The 22,133-nt window shown below is 56.9% G+C and carries 20 protein-coding genes; 6 read left to right on the top strand and 14 right to left on the bottom strand.

Annotated features, from left to right (window positions below; genetic code table 11):
* Positions 1-118: 118 nt before the first annotated feature.
* The 5 genes from uhpT to ACVKSX_RS19620 form a co-directional block, all read right to left on the bottom strand.
* Positions 119-1,510, bottom strand: a complete 1,392-nt coding sequence (gene uhpT / locus ACVKSX_RS19640; protein ID WP_010251526.1) for a hexose-6-phosphate:phosphate antiporter — start codon at positions 1,508-1,510, stop codon at positions 119-121.
* 152 nt (positions 1,511-1,662) lie between these two features.
* Positions 1,663-2,991, bottom strand: a complete 1,329-nt coding sequence (gene uhpC, locus ACVKSX_RS19635) for an MFS transporter (RefSeq protein ID WP_010671736.1) — start codon at positions 2,989-2,991, stop codon at positions 1,663-1,665.
* A 9-nt stretch (positions 2,992-3,000) separates the two neighbouring features.
* Positions 3,001-4,500: a signal transduction histidine-protein kinase/phosphatase UhpB gene (gene uhpB / locus ACVKSX_RS19630; protein WP_354438992.1), complete on the bottom strand. Its 1,500-nt coding sequence runs from the start codon at positions 4,498-4,500 to the stop codon at positions 3,001-3,003.
* Complete coding sequence (gene uhpA / locus ACVKSX_RS19625; RefSeq protein ID WP_010251517.1) at positions 4,497-5,090, bottom strand: transcriptional regulator UhpA; 594 nt, start codon at positions 5,088-5,090, stop codon at positions 4,497-4,499. Before uhpA ends, uhpB begins: the two co-directional genes overlap by 4 nt.
* A 181-nt stretch (positions 5,091-5,271) precedes the next feature.
* Positions 5,272-5,940 carry a YecA/YgfB family protein gene (locus ACVKSX_RS19620; RefSeq protein ID WP_033769584.1) on the bottom strand — a complete coding sequence of 223 codons (669 nt, stop codon included), beginning with the start codon at positions 5,938-5,940 and terminating at the stop codon, positions 5,272-5,274.
* Between the two features lie 239 nt (positions 5,941-6,179).
* Here ACVKSX_RS19620 and ACVKSX_RS19615 point away from each other — a divergent pair, with 239 nt between their 5' ends.
* Both ACVKSX_RS19615 and ACVKSX_RS19610 read left to right on the top strand, forming a co-directional pair.
* On the top strand, positions 6,180-7,433 hold the full coding sequence (locus tag ACVKSX_RS19615) for a serine hydrolase domain-containing protein (RefSeq protein ID WP_354438994.1): 1,254 nt from the start codon (positions 6,180-6,182) through the stop codon (positions 7,431-7,433).
* A 132-nt stretch (positions 7,434-7,565) separates the two neighbouring features.
* Positions 7,566-8,072, top strand: coding sequence for an RcnB family protein (locus ACVKSX_RS19610; protein WP_022625353.1), 507 nt, complete (start codon positions 7,566-7,568; stop codon positions 8,070-8,072).
* Positions 8,073-8,117: 45 nt separating this feature from the next.
* Here ACVKSX_RS19610 and ACVKSX_RS19605 read toward each other — a convergent pair whose 3' ends face one another.
* From ACVKSX_RS19605 to ACVKSX_RS19590, 4 genes are all read right to left on the bottom strand, one after another.
* The gene (locus tag ACVKSX_RS19605; RefSeq protein WP_324700421.1) at positions 8,118-9,230 is read right to left on the bottom strand and encodes an NAD(P)/FAD-dependent oxidoreductase; all 1,113 of its coding nucleotides are present in this window, start codon (positions 9,228-9,230) and stop codon (positions 8,118-8,120) included.
* Between the two features lie 19 nt (positions 9,231-9,249).
* Positions 9,250-10,011: an amino acid ABC transporter ATP-binding protein gene (locus tag ACVKSX_RS19600; protein ID WP_031593264.1), complete on the bottom strand. Its 762-nt coding sequence runs from the start codon at positions 10,009-10,011 to the stop codon at positions 9,250-9,252.
* Positions 10,004-10,810, bottom strand: coding sequence for an amino acid ABC transporter permease (locus ACVKSX_RS19595; protein WP_010671730.1), 807 nt, complete (start codon positions 10,808-10,810; stop codon positions 10,004-10,006). The genes ACVKSX_RS19600 and ACVKSX_RS19595 overlap by 8 nt, the downstream gene beginning before the upstream one ends.
* A 61-nt stretch (positions 10,811-10,871) precedes the next feature.
* A complete protein-coding gene (locus ACVKSX_RS19590; protein ID WP_022625355.1) occupies positions 10,872-11,684 on the bottom strand; it encodes an ABC transporter substrate-binding protein in 813 nt (270 codons plus the stop codon).
* Positions 11,685-11,877: 193 nt separating this feature from the next.
* Between ACVKSX_RS19590 and ACVKSX_RS19585 the strand changes: the two genes are divergently transcribed.
* The gene (locus tag ACVKSX_RS19585; RefSeq protein WP_354438997.1) at positions 11,878-12,963 is read left to right on the top strand and encodes a LacI family DNA-binding transcriptional regulator; all 1,086 of its coding nucleotides are present in this window, start codon (positions 11,878-11,880) and stop codon (positions 12,961-12,963) included.
* A gap of 149 nt (positions 12,964-13,112) precedes the next feature.
* Positions 13,113-13,826, top strand: coding sequence for a GNAT family N-acetyltransferase (locus ACVKSX_RS19580; RefSeq protein WP_320504288.1), 714 nt, complete (start codon positions 13,113-13,115; stop codon positions 13,824-13,826).
* A 16-nt stretch (positions 13,827-13,842) separates the two neighbouring features.
* Here ACVKSX_RS19580 and ACVKSX_RS19575 read toward each other — a convergent pair whose 3' ends face one another.
* The 3 genes from ACVKSX_RS19575 to ACVKSX_RS19565 form a co-directional block, all read right to left on the bottom strand.
* Positions 13,843-14,766 (bottom strand): tropomyosin, encoded by a 924-nt coding sequence (locus tag ACVKSX_RS19575; protein WP_354438999.1) that lies wholly within the window; start codon positions 14,764-14,766, stop codon positions 13,843-13,845.
* Between the two features lie 219 nt (positions 14,767-14,985).
* Entirely contained in the window at positions 14,986-17,277 is a 2,292-nt protein-coding gene (gene opgB, locus ACVKSX_RS19570; protein WP_346437537.1) for a phosphatidylglycerol--membrane-oligosaccharide glycerophosphotransferase, read from the bottom strand.
* A 221-nt stretch (positions 17,278-17,498) separates the two neighbouring features.
* On the bottom strand, positions 17,499-17,888 hold the full coding sequence (locus ACVKSX_RS19565) for a tautomerase family protein (protein WP_010251498.1): 390 nt from the start codon (positions 17,886-17,888) through the stop codon (positions 17,499-17,501).
* A gap of 102 nt (positions 17,889-17,990) precedes the next feature.
* Between ACVKSX_RS19565 and ACVKSX_RS19560 the strand changes: the two genes are divergently transcribed.
* Entirely contained in the window at positions 17,991-18,908 is a 918-nt protein-coding gene (locus ACVKSX_RS19560; RefSeq protein WP_354439000.1) for a LysR family transcriptional regulator, read from the top strand.
* Here ACVKSX_RS19560 and ACVKSX_RS19555 read toward each other — a convergent pair.
* Entirely contained in the window at positions 18,885-19,898 is a 1,014-nt protein-coding gene (locus ACVKSX_RS19555; protein WP_122889254.1) for a glycosyltransferase family 32 protein, read from the bottom strand. The genes ACVKSX_RS19560 and ACVKSX_RS19555 overlap by 24 nt on opposite strands.
* A gap of 504 nt (positions 19,899-20,402) precedes the next feature.
* Here ACVKSX_RS19555 and ACVKSX_RS19550 point away from each other — a divergent pair.
* Positions 20,403-21,368 (top strand): beta-propeller fold lactonase family protein, encoded by a 966-nt coding sequence (locus ACVKSX_RS19550; RefSeq protein ID WP_033759801.1) that lies wholly within the window; start codon positions 20,403-20,405, stop codon positions 21,366-21,368.
* Here ACVKSX_RS19550 and ACVKSX_RS19545 read toward each other — a convergent pair.
* Positions 21,350-21,904, bottom strand: a complete 555-nt coding sequence (locus tag ACVKSX_RS19545; RefSeq protein WP_192034206.1) for a histidine phosphatase family protein — start codon at positions 21,902-21,904, stop codon at positions 21,350-21,352. The two genes, ACVKSX_RS19550 and ACVKSX_RS19545, sit on opposite strands and share 19 nt — an antisense overlap.
* Positions 21,905-22,133: the final 229 nt, after the last annotated feature.

Raw genomic sequence — 22,133 nt, 5'->3', positions numbered from 1 at the left:
AAGGGGGTGGGAGGGTTTGGCGGGCTGACTGGCAGTGATCCGATTGGTGGGGCTACATCAATGGCTGAGGGCAGAACCTGGCGGGAAAGCCCGGCTTACGCCGGGCCAGATTTTATCTTTACGCCATCTTCAAACGCTGCAATCGTTTCTCGCGGCGAATCTTGCGCTCTTCCATCACCGCAACCAGCGCCATCAGGCAGATACAGGCGATAGCAGCGGCATCCAGTGCGGCAAAGGTGCCTGCCCAGCCGGTCAGGCCAAATATCGGCGTGCCGTCGGCAATCATGCCCAGGCCCAGTTTGGCGAAGCTGTCACCAATCAGATAGGCGAAGGTGCCTTTGATGCCATCCGCTGCGCCAATCGCTTTTTTCGGCACAAAGCCGACCGCGGCGACGCCGATTAACAGCTGCGGGCCAAAGACCAGGAAGCCCAGAGCGAACAGCGACGCCAGATAGACATACTGGTTGCTGGCATGCTGATAGATCCCGAGCGTGGCAATAATCAGTGCTAATGCAACGCAGGCGACCAGCGCACGGCGGCCATTGGCCAGATCGGATAACCAGCCCCACATCAGCGTGCCGACCAGTGCGCCCACTTCAAACAGGGTAAAGCCCTGAATCGCCACCTCTTTAGAGAGCTTCAGCTCCTGGAAGGCGTAAACCGTTGACCACTGATCGATCCCGATGCGCACCACATAGAGGAAGATGTTGGCGAAGCAGAGCAGCCAGATCACCTTGTTCTTCAGTACGTACTCAACAAAGATCTGCCATTTGGTCATCGACTCATCTTCGGCTTCTTTGTCCTCATCGCTCAGCTCTTCGTCAAACAGCTCTTCGGCCTTGCCCAGGCCATAAGATTCCGGAGAGTCGCTGCCGTAGCGCAGGCCGATAAAACCAACTATCAGCGCGATAATAGAGGGGAAGATAAACATCCCAATTACGTGGCCGTTGAACAGCACATTGGCGCCAAACAGCGCAACGCCTGCCGCACCGGCACCGCCGAGGTTATGCGAGATATTCCACATGCCAAGATAGGTGCCACGCTTACGGCGCGGCGTCCACTTAGTGATGGTGGAGTAGCTACAGGAGCCGCCGGTACTCTGGAAGAATCCGCTTAAGGCATAGAAGGCGATCATCAGGAACAGGCTGACGGAACCGGTGCCCATGCTGGCGCTGAAACCCAGCATACAGATGGCCGAGAGGATCAGCATAAACGGCAGGAACTGCTTGGTATTTTTGCCGTCAGCATAATAGGAGACCAGGGTTTTCCCGACGCCATAGGTGATGGAGAAGCCCAGACCGATCATTCCCAGCTGCGTCATGCTCAGTCCGTAGGTGGTGATCATATCGTTCTGCGCGATATTGAAGTTTTTGCGGATCAGATACATGGTCAGGTAGCCGATAAAGACCACCAGATAGGACTGCATAAACGGCTTGAACCACATCTTGCGCCGCAGTTCGATGGGCAGATCCAGCGTCGGTCTGCGCACCTGTTTGAGGAATGCCAGCATGGAAGGGGATTCTCCTGGTTGGAATAGCTGCAATGGGCAGCGAATGGCTGGCATTGTAAAAACCTGCCGCCAGACTGGCCTGAGACAGCATCCAGGCGAAACCAGGAAAATTTCTTAGTTTTGCCCCACTCGGGGCAAAAAGGAGAGGCGTATCACGCTTCAGGCAGGGGACGCGGTGCCTGAGCATTTAAAAACGGCAGCAGCAGCAGGGCGGATATCCCCGCCGCCGTGGCAATGACCGCAAAGAAGCCGCTCCAGTGCCAGACGTCGATAACCCACGCCAGCGGCCAGCCGGAGAGGGACGCGCCAAGATAGGCAAAAAGGCCGACGAAGCCGGTTGCTGCGCCTGCCGCATCTTTATGGGAACACTCGGCTGCCGCCATACCAATCAGCATCTGCGGGCCGAAGACAAAGAAACCGGTAGTAAAAAAGCAGGCTGCCTGCATCACATAACTGGTAAAGGGCATCAGCCACAGTGAGCCGACGGAAAGCAAAATCCCGGCTGCAAAAATCAGGTTCATCGGCCCACGGTTGCCGTTAAACAGCTTGTCCGAGCCCCAGCCCGCGACCAGTGCGCCTATCACACCGCCCAGCTCAAACAGGGTGACTACCGAGTTGGCCGTGACCAGATCCACCCCCAGCGTGTCGGAGATGTAGAGATTTCCCCAGTCATTAAGCGCCGCGCGAACCACATAGACCAGCACGTAACACAACGACAGCAGCCAGATGTAGGGGTTGAATAGCACGTAGCGGGTCAGGATCGCTTTGCGACTCAGACCTGCGCCTTCCTGCTGCTGCGCCATCTCCATCTCATCCTGTCGCCAGTCGCCTACCGCGGGCAGGCCGACAGTCTGAGGCCGGTCGCGCAGACGCCAGCAGAGAAACAGTCCGGCGAGGATCGCTAAACTGCCCGCAATCATCATCCCGATTCGCCAGCCATAGTGCAGCGCCACTGCGCCGATAACGATCGGGATAACCGCACCGCCAACGTTGTGCGCGGTGTTCCATAATGCCCACCAGCCGCCGCGCTCGTTACGTGAATACCAGCTGGTCAGCAGGCGCGCGCAGACCGGCGCGCCCCAGCCCTGGAAAAAGGCGTTGATGGTCCACAGCAGCGCAAAGGCCCACAGTGAGGTGGAAAAGCCAAACAGGATATTGACCACGCCGGTAGCGATCAGCCCCAGCCCCATAAAGTAACGGGCGTTGGAGCGGTCACTGACGATGCCGGAGAAGAACTTCGACAGGCCGTAGGTGATGTAAAATAGCGTCGCCAGCAGGCCGATATCGGTGCGCATCATCACGCCGCTGGCGATCACTTCCGGCGCTGCCGCGTTGAAGCTTTTGCGGGTAAAGTAGAACAGGGCATAGCCGATCCAGATGGTCGACATGATGTGCCGTCGCCAGTAGCGATAGCGGCTGTCAATCTCACTTTTGTCCTGCAGCGGAGCGGCGTTAGCGGGCGTTTTCAGAAAGTTAAACACGGTGGTTCCTCAGGCCATACGCAGCGGCAGATGCACGCTGACGCGGGTTCCATGGGTGCAGGAGATAGTCAGCGATCCGCCCAGCGCACTCACGCGTTCGCGCATCCCGACCAGACCAAAGCTCTGCTGACCGGAACCTGGCGGCAGACCGCAGCCATCATCTTCAATCACCAGCAAAACGCGACCATTCTGTTGCCAGCCTTTGAGCATCACGGCGCTGGCGCTGGCGTGTTTCACAATGTTGTTCAGCCCCTCCTGACAGACGCGAAACAGCGTGACGCGCTGCGCTTCGCTCAGCAGCGTCTCATCAATACGCCACTCAAGGTGACTGACGATGCCGCAATCCTCCAGCTCCATCTCACGCATCAGGGAGCGAACTGCCTGTTCAAGTGACAGGTCATCTAGCTGGCGGGGTCGCAGGCGTCCCAGCAGTCGCCGCACTGAATCGTAGACGCCAAGAGAGAGCTGCTCAATATGGACGCCGCTCTGGATCACCCGGCCATTATCCGGCGCCAGGCGCTGCACAATGCCCGCCTGGGTGCGGATTGCCGTAATCGTCTGACCGATATCATCGTGCAGTTCGCGCGCCACCTCCTGGCGCACGTTCTCTTCTGTCTCGACCAGCCGTTCCGCCAGGCGCCGGTTGCGTGCCAGCTCACTCTGCAGCGACTGATTCAGCTCGCGCAGCCGCTGAATACCGGCACCCAGCAGCAGTCCGGTCAGGCTTTGTGCCAGTAGCGAAAGCAGGAGATCGACCGGATGATCGTGCCAGGTCTGGCTGGCGATCAGCGCGATTGCGTTCATCAGCGTCGCGATCAGCGCACCCTGCCAGCCGTAGTGCCAGGCCAGCGCAATAATCGGCAGCGCCAGACAGAATGGCGTAAAGCGCGACAGTTCAGCGGGCAGGCCAAGCTGCAACCAGAGACTGATGACAAACAGCAGCAGATACCAGATAAGATGCCGGGCGCGCCAGTTGACCGGTTGCGAGACCAGCGCCGGTCCCAGCGGCTGCCAGCGGGTGCTGGTGAGGTAGTGCCAGATGACCAGGCAGGTCGGGGCCAGCGTCAGACCACCGGTGAGCGTCAGCAGCAGGGCGTTCAGCATCTCCTGCTGTCCCGCCCACGCCAGGGACTGCAGCAGCGCTGCGGCGATCAAAGCCGCGCCCTGGCTCAGCAGCGTGCGCCAGTCACGCTGATGGCGGTAATGGGAGATCAGCGCCACCGGCAGCAGCGTCAGTACACTGCCCGCCATTAACAGCGGCAGATGCGCCAGCGCGACCACCTTCGCCAGCCAGATCAGCATGATCCACTCAGCTACCAGCAACACCGGCCAGTAAGTGCGTGGACATTGCAGCATCAGCCCCAGACGCAGGCCAAACGGGAATAGCAGCACCGCCAGCTCCGGGCGTTCCACCAGGTGCAGGCTGATACTCCACAGGCAGAACCAGGCCGCCGAGAAGATGAAAAAGCTGGCGACAATGGAGATCAGCCGCGAGACACAGGGGCTCATTGCCAGCCATCAAACATGCGGCGCGCCAGCTCCACATCATTGCTGACGCCGAGCTTCTCCATCAGATTCGCGCGATGGACATGTACGGTTTTCGGTGACAGTGCCAGCTCAACGGCAATTTCCTTTACCGCCATGCCCTGCGACAGTTTTTCTGCCACCTGACGTTCGCGTCGGGTCAGCGGGTCCTGCCGACCAGCGGCCAGCTTGATCGCAATCTCTGGCGTCAGATAACAGCCGCCAGTGGAGACCGTGCGCACCGCCGCGATCAGCTCATCGGGACGACAGCGTTTAGAGAGGAATCCACGCGCACCGGCATTAAGCGCCTGCTCCACCAGGGCCGGACTGTCATGGACTGACAGCATGATGGTGGCCAGGCCCGTCGGCAGCTTGCTCAGCAGCTCCAGCCCGGAGAGATCCGGCATCGAAATATCGCAGATACAGACCTGAACGCCCCGGCCCGGTAAACCTGCCAGCGCCTCACGGCCAGAACCAAATTCCGCTACGACCTGGAAATCCGATTCCAGGCCCAGCAACTGGGCAAAGCCGGAGCGGACGATAAGGTGATCGTCAATAAGCGCGATGGTGATCATGTTTATTCCTGGCGGGTAAAATCGCGCTTACCTTAGCGATAAGCACGAAGCTGTTCAAGTCGTGAGCAGTCTATTCAGGTAAGGGAACGGGCAGAGTGATGCAGGTCAAACTGTCGTGGATCGTGAGAGAAGCATGCCGGGCTGAATCGCCGCCCGGCAGATCGTGAGGCTAAGGAGCCGATCAGTGCAGACAGCACTGCTTATATTTTTTGCCGCTGCCGCACGGGCAGGGATCGTTGCGGCCGGGCAGTTTCTCTGCCGCGACAGGCTTCTGGGGAACGGGGATCGCTTCTGGCTGGGAGATCCAGTGATCGTGCAGCGCCAGCGCAGCAGGACGGATAGCTTCAATGCTGGCTTCCATCTCGTCCGGCGTCATGGCATCGATCTTTTCAAGATTCTCTTCCACGCCGTGCAGAGCGATGGCGTCCAGCGCGGGTTGCAGGTCCTGCGGCAGGGCAGACCAGTCGGTCAGCGCGACACCGCGCATGTAACCGAAGCACCACTCTTCCACCACGGTAAATTCCAGACCTTCCATTTCGCGGATGCCAAACAGCGGTTCGAACTGCTCAGGGAATTCAGATAAGCGGTCAGCCACATCATTCATATGCTGGAAGCAAAGCGACATAAAGCGCGTCATTTCACGCTCGTTGCTCCATTTTGGGATCTGCTTCTCGCCACCCCACAGTGCCACCAGCCACTGGCTTGGCTCGACGGTGACGGGACCGGAGAGAACGGCAGTCAGCAGGCCGTCGAGCTCGGAGACATCAATAATCGATGCTTCGCTGCCATATTTTTCCAGCATATCTTCCAGCCATTGCAGCTCTTTTTCGGACAGTGGGCCTTCTTTCATGCGGTTGCCTCCCGGGCATTTCAAAATTTCAGCGGCGTTGAGCCTTAAAACCGCAGCAGTGTACACCCTTGTGGACTGCAACACAGCTAACCCTGTTCGGGCGAGCTGCGGTGATTAAACCGCGTTTAGCACCACTTTCACCCCGTTGTGCAGGCGATAGCCCACAGCACTTTATGGTACATTTTTGCGCTCCAGCCAGACAGTTGCGTGTTAAATAATAATAAGTTAATGATTAATATATGAAAAATGGATTTACTGGCAGGCCGGCTGTTGCAGTCTCCCTTGCACGGCTGACCCTTGGCGGCCAGTGGATCAGCAGATTAATGACGCGATTCATGCCAGCCTTTATCTTCCTGCTGGCGGGATGTGGAACCCTGTCGCAAACCTCCGCCCCGGTGGGCGACCGCGTTTATCTGACACACGCCACCTTTCATGAAAATGTCGACGACATCGTGCAGCATTACATGCAACAGAAGCAGGTTCCCGGCATCAGCATTGCGGTCATTCATCGCGGTGGGCCGACCCGCTATTACGCTTTTGGCGTCACCGATCGTGTGCATCGCTATCCGATCACGCCCGATACCCTGTTTGCACTGGGATCGCTGAGTAAAGGCGTGACGGCAGAAGTGATTATCCAGCTGGTTGATCAGGGTAAGCTGCGCTGGAGCGATACACTGGCCGATCTTCTGCCGGAAGGCGTTCGCCTCAGCGCTGACGCGCAGCGCATCACGCTGCTGCAGCTGGTGACGCACACCTCGGGTCTGCCGCGACAGGATATGGATCTGACGATGCTGCAGCAGTTCGTTCGTTATCTGGACACCGGCGAGAACTTCTATGGCAATCTTGATAGCGACAAGCTGCTGAGTTATCTGGCGGACTTCTCTGCACCCGCGGTACGCATGCCACACTACTCCAACCTCGGCTATGCGCTGCTCGGTTATATCCTGCGCACGCGTTGTCATCAGGATATTCAGACGCTGGCGTCACAGCTTATCTTCACACCGTTAAAAATGAACCAAAGCAGCTTTGTACCGGAAACGCTGGCGGGCTATCCATTGCGTGCGCTGGGCCATGCAGGTGATCAGCCAAAATTAATCCGCCGCGGCACGCTGACGCCTGACTGGCATTTTCACGGCAACATGGTGGCCGCGGCCAGTCTCTACAGTAACGCGCGCGATCTGAGTGCTTATTTGCGCGCACATCTCAGCGCTACCGGTGATGCTGCGCGGGACCGGGCTTTCGCGGCGGTAGATCAGGCGTGGTATCAGCAGGGCGCGCAGGCGCAGAATATCGCCTGGGTGACCGACACTTTCGAACAGCAGCAGATCACCTATCAGGTGGGCTATATCGGCGGCTATGCCAGTTTTATCGGCTACGATAAACGTAACGGCAATGCGATTGTGGTGCTGCAGAACGGCTTTAACTGGAGTAACTATTTAGGCATTGCGTTGTTGGTCGATCTGGCAACTCAGGATAAAGTGGTCGGACAGTGATCCGCTACCTGGCCTGTGTGCAGTAAAGTGAATAGCGCTGTTTTTCCTTACACATAGCGTCAGTGCGCCGGAACTGAAGTGCGATAAACATTGTCTTTAGCCTGACTGTCAAAATTCAACGTGGAAATCATTATGCGCAGGACTCAACGTGTACTTTTATCAATGGGATTACTGGTTGGCTCGCTGAGCCTGATCCCCGCTGTACAAGCCGCTGGCGAAGCAACGGATACCGTTCCGCCACCGCCGCAGATTCAGCCTGCTAATCCGGATGCGCAGCCCGCTACGCCTGATACGGGCAGCGTTCAGCCGGATGCCGGTGCCGCGCAAAGCCAGGCGCCGACCAGCTCACAATCTAATGATGGTATTACGCCGACCACGCCAGCACCTTCCAACGGCGCGCACCCTAATTACGACCTCAGCACCATCATCATCGACTACAAACAGTATCAAATCGGTGACACAGTGCCAGAGAAGTACACCGATAAAACGTACACCATCAATGAGTGGCAAAAGCGTAATCTGCCTGCTCCGCAGGAAAACACCCACTGGGCCTATATCAACGCCAATTACATTCTTATTACTAATGACACCGGCAAAATCGTCATGGGTAAATCGGGCGATATCTTCTTCCGCGGTTAAAATAAGCGCGGTTAAAATCAGCCGGTCGTGATGACCGGCTTTTTTTTAGCTGAAACGCTCAGCACCAAAGCTTGCCAGCATCGGATGCTTTTCACCGCTTACAATCTCCTCCGCCAGCAATTCACCAACAATCAGCGCCAGGGTTGCACCCGAATGCGTGAACGCCACATAACAGCCCGGCACCTTCTGCAGTTGCCCCAGCACCGGATCGCCATCGCCTGGAATCGGCTTCAGGCCAATTTTCCAGCTCTGGACGCTGAGCGGCTCGTCACCCCGTAACAGCTGACTCGCTTCCTCGGCCAGCTTTGCTACAACCTGCTTATCAATATGGTAACCGCCTCCGGCCAGCTTCTGGATATCAGCCTCGTACCAGTCGTGATCCAGGGCGTAACGGTTGCCGGGGTTTGGCCGGATGGCGGCGCGGGGCGTGTTCAGCACCGCTTTGAGTTCATGTTTGCCCGGCTCAGTGATCACCAGCATGGAGACGGGCGATCCATTGGGAATCGTCACACCCAGTGGCGCAATCACATCCGGTGTCCAGGGCCCGCAGGCGACCACTACCGCATCTGCCCGCAGTTCGCCCAGCTCACTGCGAATGCCGCAGGCCCGGCCATTCACTGTGATCACACTGGCTTTACCGGCGTGTTCAATCACTTCACCACCCCGCGCCCGGAACTGATTCACCAGATACTCTGACAGGTGCGGCAGGCTGACCCAGCCTTCACCGGGGTTAAATATCGCCTGCGACGGCAGCGCGTCAGGATCGATCGTCGCATCCGCCTGCGCCACGTTATCAGGTGTCATGAGTTGTGAGTCGTAGCCGTGTGCTTTCTCATAGGCGTGCCGCGCCTGCGTTCCGGCTGCATCATTGCTGAACCAGCAGACCCCGCCATCAAAACGCAGCCAGTCGAGGGTAGGTTGTTGAGCAAACAGGGTGCGATAGCGATCAATGCCCGCCATGCGCAGCGCGTGATAGGGGCGGGAGCGTTCGCCCGCCGAGTTGAGCCAGGAGAGTGAACGTCCCGATGCGCCAGAACAGAGCGCGGCTTCGGTCACCAGGGTCACCGCCGCTCCCCGTTTTGTCAGCTCCAGCGCTGTCGAGACCCCTATTACGCCACCGCCCAGTACAACTACTTTCATTTCAGTTTTTACCGCCATTATCAGGTTCCTTGCTCAGTTACAGCACTTCAGAGAGAAAACGTTGCAGTCGCGGCGACTGTGGCGTATCAAAAATGGCGCCCGGCGGCCCGGCTTCAACAATCTCGCCTTCGTCCATAAACACCACCTGATCCGCCACTTTGCGCGCAAAGCCCATTTCATGTGTCACCACAACCATCGTCATGCCGCGACGACAGAGATCCGCCATCAGCGTCAGGACACCCTTCACCAGTTCGGGATCGAGCGCGGAGGTCGCCTCATCAAACAGCATGACCTCGGGATCCATCGCCAGCGCGCGGGCAATCGCGACACGCTGCTGCTGGCCGCCGGAGAGATCGCGTGGCCGGTGATCGGCGCGCTGACCCAGACCCACTTCTTCCAGCCGCTGACGCGCAATCGCCATCGCCTGCGCTTTGGGCAGGCCTTTAACCCGCCACGGTGCCAGCGCCACGTTCTCCAGTGCGCTGTGATCGGGGAAGAGATTGAAATGCTGAAATACCATGCCGATCCGTAACCGCAGCGCATCTGGTTTGTCGCGCAACACTGACCGATCAGCCAGAAGTACATCCCCCGATTGCGGTTCATGCAGCCGGTTGATGCCGCGCAGCAGCGTCGACTTACCCGAACCGGATGGCCCGATAATGCAGGTGGTGCTGCCGGGCGCGACCCGCAGCGAGACGTTACGCAACACCTCAATCGGGCCATAAGCCAGAGTCAGATCGCGCAGCTCCAGGCTGGCACCGTGCCAGCTCGCGGCAGTGATGCTGTTCAGGTTATTCATGGTTGCCTCCGATCCGGGGATGAGTGACCAGTGCGCCGCCGGGCGCTCTGACTTCCTCCACCTCTTTTAAGCCACTTTGCGGGGCAGTCAGGCGACGTCGGCCGGTGCGATAACGCACATCCACATAGTTGACCATGTGCGTCAGCGGCACAGTGATAATCAGATAGAACAGCCCTGCCAGCATCAGGGGCGAGAGGTTGCCGGTGAGCACCGCCGCGTCCTGGCCCACGCGAAACAGTTCCCGTTGTTGTGTCATCAGGCCCAGCAGGTAAACCAGCGAGGAATCTTTAATGATGGCGATGAACTGGTTAACGATGGCGGGCAGTACGCGGCGGATCCCCTGCGGGATCACCACCAGTCGCATTGCCCGGCCATAACTCATCCCCAGCGCACGGCAGGCTTCCATCTGGCCGCGTTCAACACTCTGAATACCGGCGCGGAAAATCTCGCCCATGTAGGCGCTGGCGATCAGGCTGAGGGCGAAGATCCCCAGCGGATAGGGCGTAGGACCGAACAGCTGATAGCTGAAGCGCGCCAGGCCCTGACCAATCAGCAGAATGGTCAGAATCGATGGCAGACCGCGGAACAGATCGGTATAGAGCCGGGCAGGCAGACGCAGCCAGCGTGAGGGCGAGATGCCCATCAGCGCCAGCAGAAGGCCGAATAGCGTGCCGAGCAGCGTTGCCGCCAGCGAGATAATCACTGTGTTGACCAGCCCGGTGGTCAGCATCTGCGGCAGTACTTCCATCATTGATGGAAAATCAAAGAAGGTGCGGGAAAGAATCGTGAGCAAGTCCATCGCCGTCTCCATGCAGGGTGGGGGATCCCCCGGTTAACTCAGGACGCGAACGTCCGCATCTTTACTGCCCGCCAGGCAGATACTGTTTTGGCATCGGCGATCCGGGGAACCACTTCTGATAGAGCCGTTGCCAGGTGCCATCCTGCATGGCTGCTTTAATGGCGCGGTCCAGCGCGGCCTTGAAGGCGGGTTTGCCTTTGGCAATGGCAATGCCGGCCGGTGCATCAAACGAGGGGATGTCGGCGGCAGAGACCAGCTTAAAGCGGTCGGCGTAGCTTTTTGCCGCCTCGTAGTCGAGGAAGATCGCGTCGAGCGTACCGTTGTTGAGCGCAGAGACTGCGCTGTTGTTATCCGGGAAGCGTACGAGATCGGTCTGGGTGAAGTGTTCGACGGCATAGCTCTCCTGCAGCGTGCCCTGAACCACCCCGAGCCGGTGTTTTGCCAGGCTGGCGACATTCTTCACGCCGCTGTCGTGGCGGGTCAGTACGGTGAGAAATCCCGCCAGATAGCCGGTTGAAAAATCCACCGTCTTTTCACGCGCAGGGGTGATGCCGATGGCCGCCACCGCCGCGTCATACTGACCGTTGGCCACCGCCGGCATGATGGCCGAGAAGTCCTGTCCAATAAAATCGACCTTATCGATCCCGATACGATGGGCGACATCTTTGAAGAATTCGACGTCAAAGCCGGTGAACTGACCGCTGGCATCCGTGAAGGTGTAAGGTTTTGAGTCGCCGACGCTGGCGATGCGTAGCTGACCCGGTTCGATCAGGCCATAGGGATTGTTATCGCTGGCAGCCAGCGTGCAGAACGACAGTGAACAGAGTGCGAGCGTGGTGCCGAGCAGTTTGCCCAGGGTGGTTTGCGATTTCATAGCTCATCCGTTTTTGCAGGTTTAAACATCAGAGACTGTTGAGCCAGCGATTATTATTGAGACCGGTCTCAACACAGGTGGCACCTTAAGACACTGATGTTGTGAGACCGGTCTCAAGGGGTTACAATGAGTTTAAGCACAGCCTTTTTTCGGCGTCAATATTCCTGTCATCAACCTGTGATTCAAAATAATTATGACCAGCCAGAAACGACAATCTAAAGCGCCCACCGTGGCGGATGTGGCGCGCGCAGCAAAAGTATCCAAAGCCCAGGCGGCGCGTGCGCTGGGTGGCTATGGGGCGGTCAGTGATGAGGTGCAGGAGCGGGTCAACAGCGCGGCCTCCGCGCTGGGCTACCGTCTGAATGCCCTGGCCCGCAGTATGAACACCGGACGTTCCAATACCATTGGTGTGATTGTCGGCGACATTGAGAATCCCCATTTTGGTCTTGCGCTGCGCGGCATGGCGGATGTGGCGCGCACTGCCGGTTACCATCTGCTGCTCAGTAACAGCGATGAGAAGTTGCAGGCTGAGCAGGATGCGGTGCGGGTGATGCTGGAAAAGCGGGTCGACGGCATTATCGTTGCACCCTGCTGTTCAGAACACCATCACAACAGTCACCTGACCCAGGTACTGGAAGAGGGCAGAGCGCTGAAATTATTTGATCGCGCAGTTAATGATCTTGATGTGGAGGCGATCTGCTGCGAATTTACCGAAGTCGCTGCAGAAGCAACCTCGCAGTTACTGGAAGCGGGCCATCGCCACATCGCCTATATCACCAGCATGGCACTGGCAACCGACTACAGCACGCCAGGGGATTTTGGCCTGACGCCGGTCGCCCAGTGCGTGGGCGGCATGATGCAGGCATTTGCTGCCGCGGGCGTGGATTTTGATCCGACGATGGTGAAAGTGAATGCGCTGGACGAAGCGGAGATTGCCCGTATCGTGGCCGAGCTGTGGCAGCGTCCGCAGCCGCCCACTGCGCTGGTGGCTTCTGACAGCGTGGTCGCGATGTGGCTGCTGCGCGAAGTGACGCAGCGCGGACTGCGAATCCCTGCCGATCTCTCATTCGTGATGTATGACAATTTTCCGTGGAGTGAGATTGTCACGCCACCGCTGACGGTGGTTGCGCAACCGGTGTATGAGATGGGCCGTGAAGCGGCACGACGCTTGATCGCGGAGATACGCGGCGAAGCCGTCGGACCGATGCCGCGCTTTGATGCCCGTCTGATGATTCGCCAATCCATTGCCGCACCGGCCAGCCTCATCAGTGGGAAATAAGAGGGTTAACCCGGCCAGCCCGGTAACCGGTATATCGCCTGACTGATGCGTTCGCAGGCAATGGGTCTATCATTTTCGCCAGTTTTGGTCCTTTTTAATCAATTATGATCGTGGCAATCTGCAGAGATAATCTGCAGCCAGGAGACAACATGTCACAACATACCAATCAGTACGGACAGCCGGTCGGTGAGCCAATGCCAGACTGGCAGCCCCGGCCTCTGCCCCAGCATCAGGTTTTTACTGGTGAAGTTTGTCGGCTGGAGCCGTTCAGTGTGGCGCGTCATGCTGAGGCACTGTTTGAGGCATGGGCGCTGGCTGAGGATGGGCGTGACTGGACTTACCTGCCTGCCGGTCCCTTTACCGAACGTCCGGCATGGCAGGCGTATGCCGCACAGCTTGAAATGAGTCGTGATCTGCTGCATTTTGCCGTGATCGATCTGGCCACCGACCAGGCAGTAGGCAGCCTGTCGTTAATGCGCATCCAGCCGGAACATGGCGTGATGGAAGTCGGGCATGTCATGTTTTCGGCCCGGCTGAAACAGACCCGCATGGCAACGGAGGCGCATTTCCTGCTGATGCGTTACGCCTTTGAGACGCTGGGTTATCGCCGCTATGAATGGAAATGCGATAGCTGTAATGCCCCTTCCCGTAAGGCAGCGGCACGTCTCGGTTTTCGTTATGAAGGCGATTTCCGTCAGGCAATCATCTACAAAGGGCGTTCACGTGACACCAGCTGGTTCTCGCTTATCGATAGCGAATGGCCGCAGGTGAAAAAGGGCCTGCAGCGCTGGCTGGCGGAGGATAACTTTACCGCCGACGGTCAGCAGCGCGAAAAGCTGGAGGCGCTGCGCGACAGACCCTGACCGGGCGATAACGCGATCACATTACAATATCTTTCAGGACCGCCGCCAGCAGGGTGGTGGTCATGAGAATAGATAACCGTTTGATCCAGCGCATATCGGTGGTCAGAGTAACAACGTCATTTCTGAGGCTGTCCACAGCCGAAGTTAATCGGAAATTCATTTCACTGAGAGCGACATCCAGCTTATCCACCTTGGCTTCTAACTGATTAAAACGGATGGCCAGTTTGTCCGTTTTTCTTTCAACATGGCCAAGCCGCTCGTCTATCTGATGTACTTTTGTTGTGAGCTGACCAAGCCGCTCATCTATCTGATCGACTTTGGTTGTAAGCTGGCCGAGCCGAATGTCTATCTGATCAACTTGTATTGTAAGCTGGCCGAGCCGGTTGTCTATTTGATCAACTTTTATTGAAAGCTGGCTGACCCGGCTGTCTGTCTGGTCGACTTTCAATGTAAGTTTGCCGAGTCGATCATCCATCTGCTCGACTTTGGTCGTAAGGTGGCTGACCCGATCGTTTGTTTCGTCGATTTTGGTCGTAAGGTGGCTGACCCGATCGTTTGTTTCGTCGATTTTGGTCGTAAGGTGACTAACCCGATCGTTTGTTTCGTCGACTTTGGTTGTAAGGTGGCTGACCCGATCGTTTGTTTCGTCGACTTTGGTCGTAAGGTGACTGACCCGATCATTTGTTTCGTCGACTTTGGTCCTGAGCTGACTGACCCGATCGTCTGTCTGGTCGGCTTTTGCCTGAAGCTGCCCGAGCCGAATGTCTATATGGTTGGCTTTAGTCTGAATCTGACCGAGTTGCTTTCCAACCTGTCCGCCTGGCTGCCTCTGCTGCATATCAGTAAACACCTCCACCATCGCCTCCGCTTGCTGATCGTCGATCCCTGCCTGTTGCAGCGCTTTAAAAGCTTTGTGGGTACTCATCATTGTACTTGTCATCACGACACCTCCCTGTGCACTTCAGCGATAACGGCATCATGACAGGCAAAAGACGTATCGCCACTAAGCCGGTTATATTTTGCGCGTCTCGCCGAAAAATATCAATTAGTACAACAAGTAACGTGCAGCAGAGTGCGGGCTGTCTCGCAACATTTAGCTGATGGCAGGATGAGGCGACTCTGCGGAAATCCGCAGAGTCGGAAAGAGAAAAAGCGGGCGTCAGGGCTGTGGCACGATTTTAATTTCAACCATGCCGATGCCCAGTTTGCGCGGATCCTGACCGGTGATATTGCCGGTGTTACTCAGCTGCGGTTCAGGTGGTGCAATCACCAGACGATGGCTGGCGCCTGGGTTAACAAAATGCAGGGTATGTGTCGATATCTCTTCACTCAGCGACAGCAGTTGCTGCTGATCGCCGACCCGAACCGGAATCGCCCGGTGCGCGTTGGGGCCATACGCGCGCGCGGTGATCACCAGATCGAACTTCGCGGGCAGCGCATCGATATAGTCGATATGAACCTCGGGCGCGAGATTAGCGTTAGACCAGCGTCCCCAGCTCTCTGGCCGTGAGATGCCGCTGAAGCTTTTAACACTCTCCGGCGCACCAGGCACATCAAGCCGGAAGCTATCGGCGCTGTAGCGAATGTTGTTATCTTCAATACGGATCTGCGCAAGGTTCTGCTGGTAACGCGCATCGCTGATAGCGCCCTCCGGGAAACGGACTTTGCCTTTCCACTGCGGTTTGTCGACATGCGTCACCGTCGGCGTGCCGCCGAGCTGTCCCATCGCCACACAGAGATCGCCGGAGAGTGCCAGCGAAGGCTGCCAGAGTCGCGCCATTTTAAAACAGCGATCCACCCAGAGGAATTTATCGGCTGAGGCGAAATCCGCCAGCTGATAGCGCAGCGGTGCCGAATATTCCCCCTCCGGCATCGGCTCGACATGCTTATCACTGATGCGGAACAGAATCGGCAATTTGAAGGTGGTCCCCGAGAAGCTGAAGATATTCTTCGCCTGATCCACCGTGAAGTTGTCTATCTTCTTCGGGAAGTTCCACAGCTGGATAATGTCGGGCTTCCAGCTCGTCACCTTACTCTTCATATCGTCGAACTGGGTGGAGAGTGAAAGCGATGAGAGGCTGCTGCGGCCCAGGCCAATCGCGTTATCGCCGCCGAGAATATCGAGCAGCGTGGCGCCGTTATCCAGCGTGCTGCGCTTCGCCTCCATCAATTCCGCCTGCGGCTTGTCACCACGGATCACCATGAAAAGATTGCGACGGGGCTGTTTGACCAGCCACGGATGCGCAGTGTTGTTCATCGCCAGATGGTCCGAGCTCACCACAATCACGGTGTTTTTGAACCACGGCGACGCTTTAATGCGCGCAATCAGGCGCGCCACATGCTCCTGCGAGCAGGCGACCGCACTGAATGACTGATTCGGTTTGCCCTCAATGCTGTAGCTCCTGCGAGCGCAGCTGCGTGAGATAAATCCGTCAGGATGATGGGTGTCGACGGTCAGCGTAAACAACGCAAAAGGTTTACCGGCCTGAGAGAGTTCCTGATACTTCTCAAACACCTCATCCATTACCGTATCGTCGTAATAACCCCAGTTATTACGGTAGGTGGGATCGGCGACGCGGCTTTTCAGCTCCTGCGAACCATAAAGGTTAGCGGGATCAAAACCGTGTGATTTCAGGAAGACATCTTTCCCGGCGAAACGCAGATCGGCACCCTGAATAAACCAGTTCTCGTAGCCGGAGTTCTTCAGGATGTCGCCCAGACAGACGTTCTGAGGATAGAAGCTGGAGAGCGATGCTGACGCATTGCCATCAAACGGGGCAAACAGCGGAATGCCACACTGTGAGGCGACCATGCCCGCAATGGTGTAATCGGTACCTGGCAGCTGTTCGGTTTCGCTGAAGTCGATGCTCTGCTCTTTCTGCCGGCTCAGCTCCGGCGCTAAGCCGGGAAAGGCGATAGGGTCAAAATAGGTGCGCTCTAGGCTTTCACCATAGATGTAAACCACGTTGAGGTGCGGCTGTTCAATGCGATTACGCGGCACTTTATAGAAGTTGTCGAAGTCAGAATCTGCCAGTTGGGTATGCGACACAATCAGGGTCGCGACCTGGCGAAAGGCCGGGGTAGTCTGCACCGAGCCGAGTGCACAGGCGGCGGCCAGCAGCGACCAGCCCATGTGATGCGGACGCTTACGCCGCCGCAGAATCCACGACAGCAGGCAGAACAGCAGAAACAGTACGATGATCAGGCCAATCGCCGGCACCACATATTTACTGACACCCGCGCCGGTCAGACTGTTGGTCAGCGTATAGAGCACCGCATCGTTGATGCCGTCACCGGTAAAATAGTTGCTGGCATAGAGGGTGGCGTTCAGCACAACGAAAAGCACCAGCAGGATAAGAACGACAATAAACCAGAATTTGTTACGCCCGGCTTTACAGGAATAGATTGCAATAGCGGCCAGAAACAACGCGACGGACACCAATTCGGACAACGGCAAATCCTCTCTTCAGGGCTACGCGAGGCTTCACGCAACCGGCCACCTTCGGGGGATGGTTTTTCGACAATCTATATTGACTGTAATCCGGCTGCAACATATCCGGCCCGATTTGTGCGGTGAAGAGCAGATTGGTTTATTGTCATTTCAGAAGTGAGGTTATCAGGCGTGACGGTGGCTGGCGCGCACCGTCAGCAGAGCAGAAGTCAGGGCGATTTTCAGAGTTTGCCGGTGAGATATTGTGCTTCGCCGTCGGCAAAACTCCAGTCACCTTTGTCATTGGTGATAAAGCTGATCATTAAATCGTTGCCCTGCACACCACAATGCTCACGCAGCTCACGCGCCAGCTCGGCCATGAACAGCTGTTTCTGTTCACTGCTGCGTGGGCTGGTATAGACCCGCACCATCACCAGATTATCGCTCCGGCTGAATCCCAGTCCGGTATCCTGGAACACCATCTGATAGCGCTTGTTTTCCTGAACAATCTGGTAGCGATCGCGTTCCGGCACCTTAAAGGCCGTGAGCACGGCGCGGTGTGCCGCATCCAGCAGTGTACGAAGCTCTGATTCTGAACGACCCTGGATAACATCAAATTGCAGCAGTGGCATAGCGGATTCCTCCCGGTGATTAAGAACCCTATGGTGACCCCTTTATCCGGCGGGAAAAAGCGCGTAGCCTGAAATGATTATTCACTATAGTGAACAATCCCGATGAAAGAGATGAAAACGGATACGCTGTGGGATCATCTGCACTGGCTGACCGTACTGGCAGAGCAGGGCAGCTTTACCCGCGCGGCAGAGCGGCTCGACGTCAGCAAGGCGGCGATGAGTCAGAAAATCAAAGAGCTGGAGGAGATGGCCGGTGTGTTGCTGGTACAACGCACTACGCGCAGCGTGCGGCTGACCTCTGCCGGTGAGAAGCTGGTGGAGGAGCTACGCGAGCCTTTTGCCCGCATTGAACAGAGTTTTTTCAGCATGCGGGACACCGCCGGACCGGTGCGTGGCCTGGTGCGCATTACCGCACCGGTGGCGTTTGCCCGTCAGCAACTGGTGCCGATTATCGGTGAGTTTCTGCGTGATTATCCGCAGGTGCGTCTGCAGCTGGATGTGACTGACCGCATTGTGTCGCTGAGCAGCGAGGGATTTGATCTGGCCATTCGACACAGCGACACCCTGCCGGAAACCCACGTGGCACTGCCGCTGTGTGACACACGGACATTACTGGTGGCATCACCCGCCTATCTCAACGAACAGGGGATACCGCAGTCGCCGCAGGATCTGGCGCAGCATAACTGCCTTTACTATCCACGAGGCGTCGAATCACCGCGCTGGCGGTTTACCACCACCGCGGATAACGAACAGGTCCAGATACGGATCCAGGGCAGCTTTGCCACTAACAACAGCGAGTCGATACGCGATGCGGCCCTGCAGGGATTAGGGATCGCTATGCTGCCCGATTTCAGCGCCCGGGAGGCGCTGGCAGCAGGGTCATTGCAGCAGGTGCTGCCTGCGTGGCAGCCGGTTGAGGCCTTTGCCGCCCGCCTGTGGATCGTACGACCCTGGGCGGCGCAGGTGCCCCGCGCGGTCACCACGTTTACACACTGGCTACGCGCGCGCTTTGACCGTTGAAGGCAATGCCAGCGCAGGTGGCGTGGTGTGCATCATCTCGCCAATCAGGCTGCTGCGGTTATATAAACCAAGCCGCAGATTGAAGTCGAGATGCAGCCGCTCGTTGCCGGTTAATTTTATAATGGGTGGCGGCGTCTGTGGCCGCTGCTGAAACATCACAGACTGCGCAAAGGCGCTGCTGCTGTCGGCATGCAGGCGCTGATAGAACCAGGCGCTGGCTTCACTTTTACGCAGATAGAGATTCGCCCGCCGGTATTCCCGCATCGCAACCTGCTGCGCCAGCGACAGGAGCTGACGAGACGGATTCTCCATATTCTGCACAATCAGCGGAAAATCATCACGCTTCTTCAGCTCATGGAAATAGTTGCGGATACCGACGTTTTTAACCGGCGCCAGCTGTTTCAGCCATTCGCGGATAAACGGATTTTGCGGGGCGGCAGCAAGAAACCAGCTCTCGGTGACCGGCGCCAGCAGGTTCAGCGTCGATTGCTCACCATAGTAACCAATGAGATCCATTGACCGCGCTTCGTGAACGCGATGCACCCAGGCGAGATTCTCAAACAGCAATGTGCTGCAATCAATGCCGATGCCGCCATAACGGTGAATCAGCTCAAGCCGGATGATTTCACTTTTATGTGCCAGCGTCAGATCGGAAGAGATAAAGTTGAGATCGGGCAGCCACTGCGACAGGGTGCGCTGCGTAATCAGATAAACCTGGTGGTCGGGGTTGTCCCGCCGGATTTTACTGATATTCAGCGCCATTGAGGCAGGCAGGTGATCGTTATGCCAGACCATCCAGACGATTTTTGGAATCTCCGGCAGATCTTTCTGCTGTGCGATCAATACGACATTATCTTCCTGACCCGGATCATATTCCGGTGCCTGACAGAGTCTCTGCTGTTTTCTATTCCATAACATCTGGCTACTGAACGATATTCTTTTCCAGTTACGCCAGATTTTATGCGCTGGACGTTGGCGATGTGAAGTCATGGTACACCTGTTATTTTTATTTTCCCGTCATAGTGCAGGCTCTGCCCGTTCCGCCAGCGGCGGGAACGGCCGGAATGACATACTGACTGCAATCCCGATGAGTGCGGGAATTAATGAATAGTTTTCCCTGGTGGCGACGCAGTGCTGGAGCGCGCGATAGTTTCCTCACGGCTGTTTAATTGCACTGCACCTTTTTAATAAAACATTATTTACACATTAGCTATGTCTTTTTTTGACTTTAGGATAATACGGAAATAATCCGGTCACGTTATGAAAATAATAATTTCGTCACTGTTAATCATTTATTTAAATGCGGGAATAAACGCAGTTAAGGAATATCTGAATATTATTCTTAACCTGCGCGTTATCCTGCGGCCCGGGCCACAGGAACAGTGGCTATTGTACTTAACTGGTGGTGTAAGCCCGGCTCATCAATCCGCGGAATCAGACAGCCTGAAGAGGATTGTCTACGCTTAAGAAGAACTTACTGAGAAAGGAGCGCGCATGCAGAGTGAATCTTACGGGTTACTGGCGGTTGATAAGCAGGGTAATCGCGTCCTGTTTCTTAATCCGGAAACCTTCGCGGTCGAGCGGGAACTGAACGCTTTTCCACCGCGGCCGCATGAACTCCTGATGCTGGCCCCCTGGGGTAAAGCCTATGTACCCATTTTTGGCGACGGCGTTCATGGTAATAACCCGCATCCGGGTCACAAAGTGGCGATTATTGATTTACAGCGTCGGGAGATCAGCGGCTTTATCGATCTGTCGCCGCTGCGGGCACCCCACAGCGGGCAGCTGGGTCGCGATGGCAAAGTCTATCTCTGCTGTGAGCAGAGTGCCGCAGTGGCGGTGATCGATCCGCAGAGCGACAAAGTGGAAAAAATCATTCCAGTTCCTTCTCACAACGCGCATCGCCTGACGCTGTCACCCAGCGGCCGCAAGCTGTTCACCGATAACGAAGAGGATGCGACCATCACCGTGGTGGATCTCTGTGAAGCAGAGGGGCGAGTTATCGACACCATCCTGCTGCCCGGGCCGATTGCGGGCATCGCTGCCTCTCCGAAACACCCCTATCTGGTCGCCAGCGCCGCTGATGCACCGTTGCTCTATGTGATCGATCGGCAAAGCCACCGCATTCGCCAGCGCCTGACGCTGCCGGGTCATGAACGGCCCTGTCAGGTAGTACGCTTCAGCGCCGATGGCGAGCAGCTGGTGGCGATAGGCGATCAGGAACCGCTGGTGACGCTGTTTGACGATCTGCTGAATCCGCTGGGCGACATCCGGGTAGGTAACATGCCGATGGATGGCTGTTTTACGCCAGACAGGCAACAGCTGCTGATTGCCAATCAGGATGATGGCACGCTGAGCGTCATCGATCTGGCGCAGCGTAAAGTAATTGCCACGCCGCGTGTCGGAACGGGCTGTGAGGTGCTGGGCTATTTTCCAATCGGTCAGATAAACGGACGATGATAGATCGCGGAACTCCAGTGGCGGCTGCTGGCGTGCTTCTCCGCCTGCCAGCCGCGTTTACGTAATTCGCGCGCAATCATCTTATTCATGATGCCGTGGCCCAGCAGCAGCACCGTGCCATGCCGTGAGTGATCGATCAGCTTCTCTGCCGCCGCGGAGGCGCGGCTGCGCGCATGTTGCAGCGACTCCGCTTCACCCGCATACCCGCAGAACCACAATAGCCGCAACAGGGCCAGCCAGCACAGGGTAGGCAGCTGCACCGCGCCGGTTCGCAGCAGTGGCACGGCGACTTCGCTGAACACGGCATCAACCTCATGGGGCTGCAGACCGAGCTGGCTCAGGGAGGATTGTGCGCGAGGCAGGGGACTACAGACAATCACCGCGGCCTGACGTGCAATCTTAATACTGCGCGGCGGCGGCCCGTCACTGACCTGTGACTGATCGTAGGCTTCGCACCAGTCTGCCAGCGCCTGCACGCTCTGGCGACCTGCCGCCTGATGATCGGGTTTACCATGTCGCATCAGAATAATGGTCATAACACCTCTGCCCGGACTTTTTGTCAGAGTAACGTATTGTCTGCGCTTACAGCGATTTTTCAGAATAAATACCCGTGTCATCTCACGGTCACAGGCGTGTGCGACAACAGAGCCCGATGAAAGGATTTTAGTCAGTCTTATAACGCTTAATCATAAGAGAAAATGGTAACTTATAGTCGATGGTGATTTTTTTCAGGCGATGTGTTGCGGGTAACTGGCTGAATTTGCG

It is taken from the genome of Pantoea sp. PvP021 (genome assembly GCF_054056055.1).
This window is presented reverse-complemented; position numbering and strand designations above follow the sequence as displayed.

Excerpts from the sequence above, each read along its gene's own strand:
- ACVKSX_RS19585 (WP_354438997.1), top strand. The coding sequence starts at position 11,878 with ATGACCAGCCAGAAACGACAATCTAAAGCGCCCACCGTGGCGGATGTG.
- ACVKSX_RS19560 (WP_354439000.1), top strand. The coding sequence starts at position 17,991 with ATGAAAGAGATGAAAACGGATACGCTGTGGGATCATCTGCACTGGCTG.
- ACVKSX_RS19590 (WP_022625355.1), bottom strand. The coding sequence starts at position 11,684 with ATGAAATCGCAAACCACCCTGGGCAAACTGCTCGGCACCACGCTCGCA.
- ACVKSX_RS19595 (WP_010671730.1), bottom strand. The coding sequence starts at position 10,810 with ATGGACTTGCTCACGATTCTTTCCCGCACCTTCTTTGATTTTCCATCA.
- ACVKSX_RS19600 (WP_031593264.1), bottom strand. The coding sequence starts at position 10,011 with ATGAATAACCTGAACAGCATCACTGCCGCGAGCTGGCACGGTGCCAGC.
- ACVKSX_RS19565 (WP_010251498.1), bottom strand. The coding sequence starts at position 17,888 with ATGCCACTGCTGCAATTTGATGTTATCCAGGGTCGTTCAGAATCAGAG.
- ACVKSX_RS19580 (WP_320504288.1), top strand. The coding sequence starts at position 13,113 with ATGTCACAACATACCAATCAGTACGGACAGCCGGTCGGTGAGCCAATG.
- uhpT (WP_010251526.1), bottom strand. The coding sequence starts at position 1,510 with ATGCTGGCATTCCTCAAACAGGTGCGCAGACCGACGCTGGATCTGCCC.
- ACVKSX_RS19575 (WP_354438999.1), bottom strand. The coding sequence starts at position 14,766 with ATGACAAGTACAATGATGAGTACCCACAAAGCTTTTAAAGCGCTGCAA.
- ACVKSX_RS19555 (WP_122889254.1), bottom strand. The coding sequence starts at position 19,898 with ATGACTTCACATCGCCAACGTCCAGCGCATAAAATCTGGCGTAACTGG.
- uhpB (WP_354438992.1), bottom strand. The coding sequence starts at position 4,500 with ATGAGCCCCTGTGTCTCGCGGCTGATCTCCATTGTCGCCAGCTTTTTC.
- ACVKSX_RS19615 (WP_354438994.1), top strand. The coding sequence starts at position 6,180 with ATGAAAAATGGATTTACTGGCAGGCCGGCTGTTGCAGTCTCCCTTGCA.
- ACVKSX_RS19620 (WP_033769584.1), bottom strand. The coding sequence starts at position 5,940 with ATGAAAGAAGGCCCACTGTCCGAAAAAGAGCTGCAATGGCTGGAAGAT.
- ACVKSX_RS19545 (WP_192034206.1), bottom strand. The coding sequence starts at position 21,904 with ATGACCATTATTCTGATGCGACATGGTAAACCCGATCATCAGGCGGCA.
- ACVKSX_RS19610 (WP_022625353.1), top strand. The coding sequence starts at position 7,566 with ATGCGCAGGACTCAACGTGTACTTTTATCAATGGGATTACTGGTTGGC.
- ACVKSX_RS19550 (WP_033759801.1), top strand. The coding sequence starts at position 20,403 with ATGCAGAGTGAATCTTACGGGTTACTGGCGGTTGATAAGCAGGGTAAT.
- ACVKSX_RS19605 (WP_324700421.1), bottom strand. The coding sequence starts at position 9,230 with ATGGCGGTAAAAACTGAAATGAAAGTAGTTGTACTGGGCGGTGGCGTA.
- uhpA (WP_010251517.1), bottom strand. The coding sequence starts at position 5,090 with ATGATCACCATCGCGCTTATTGACGATCACCTTATCGTCCGCTCCGGC.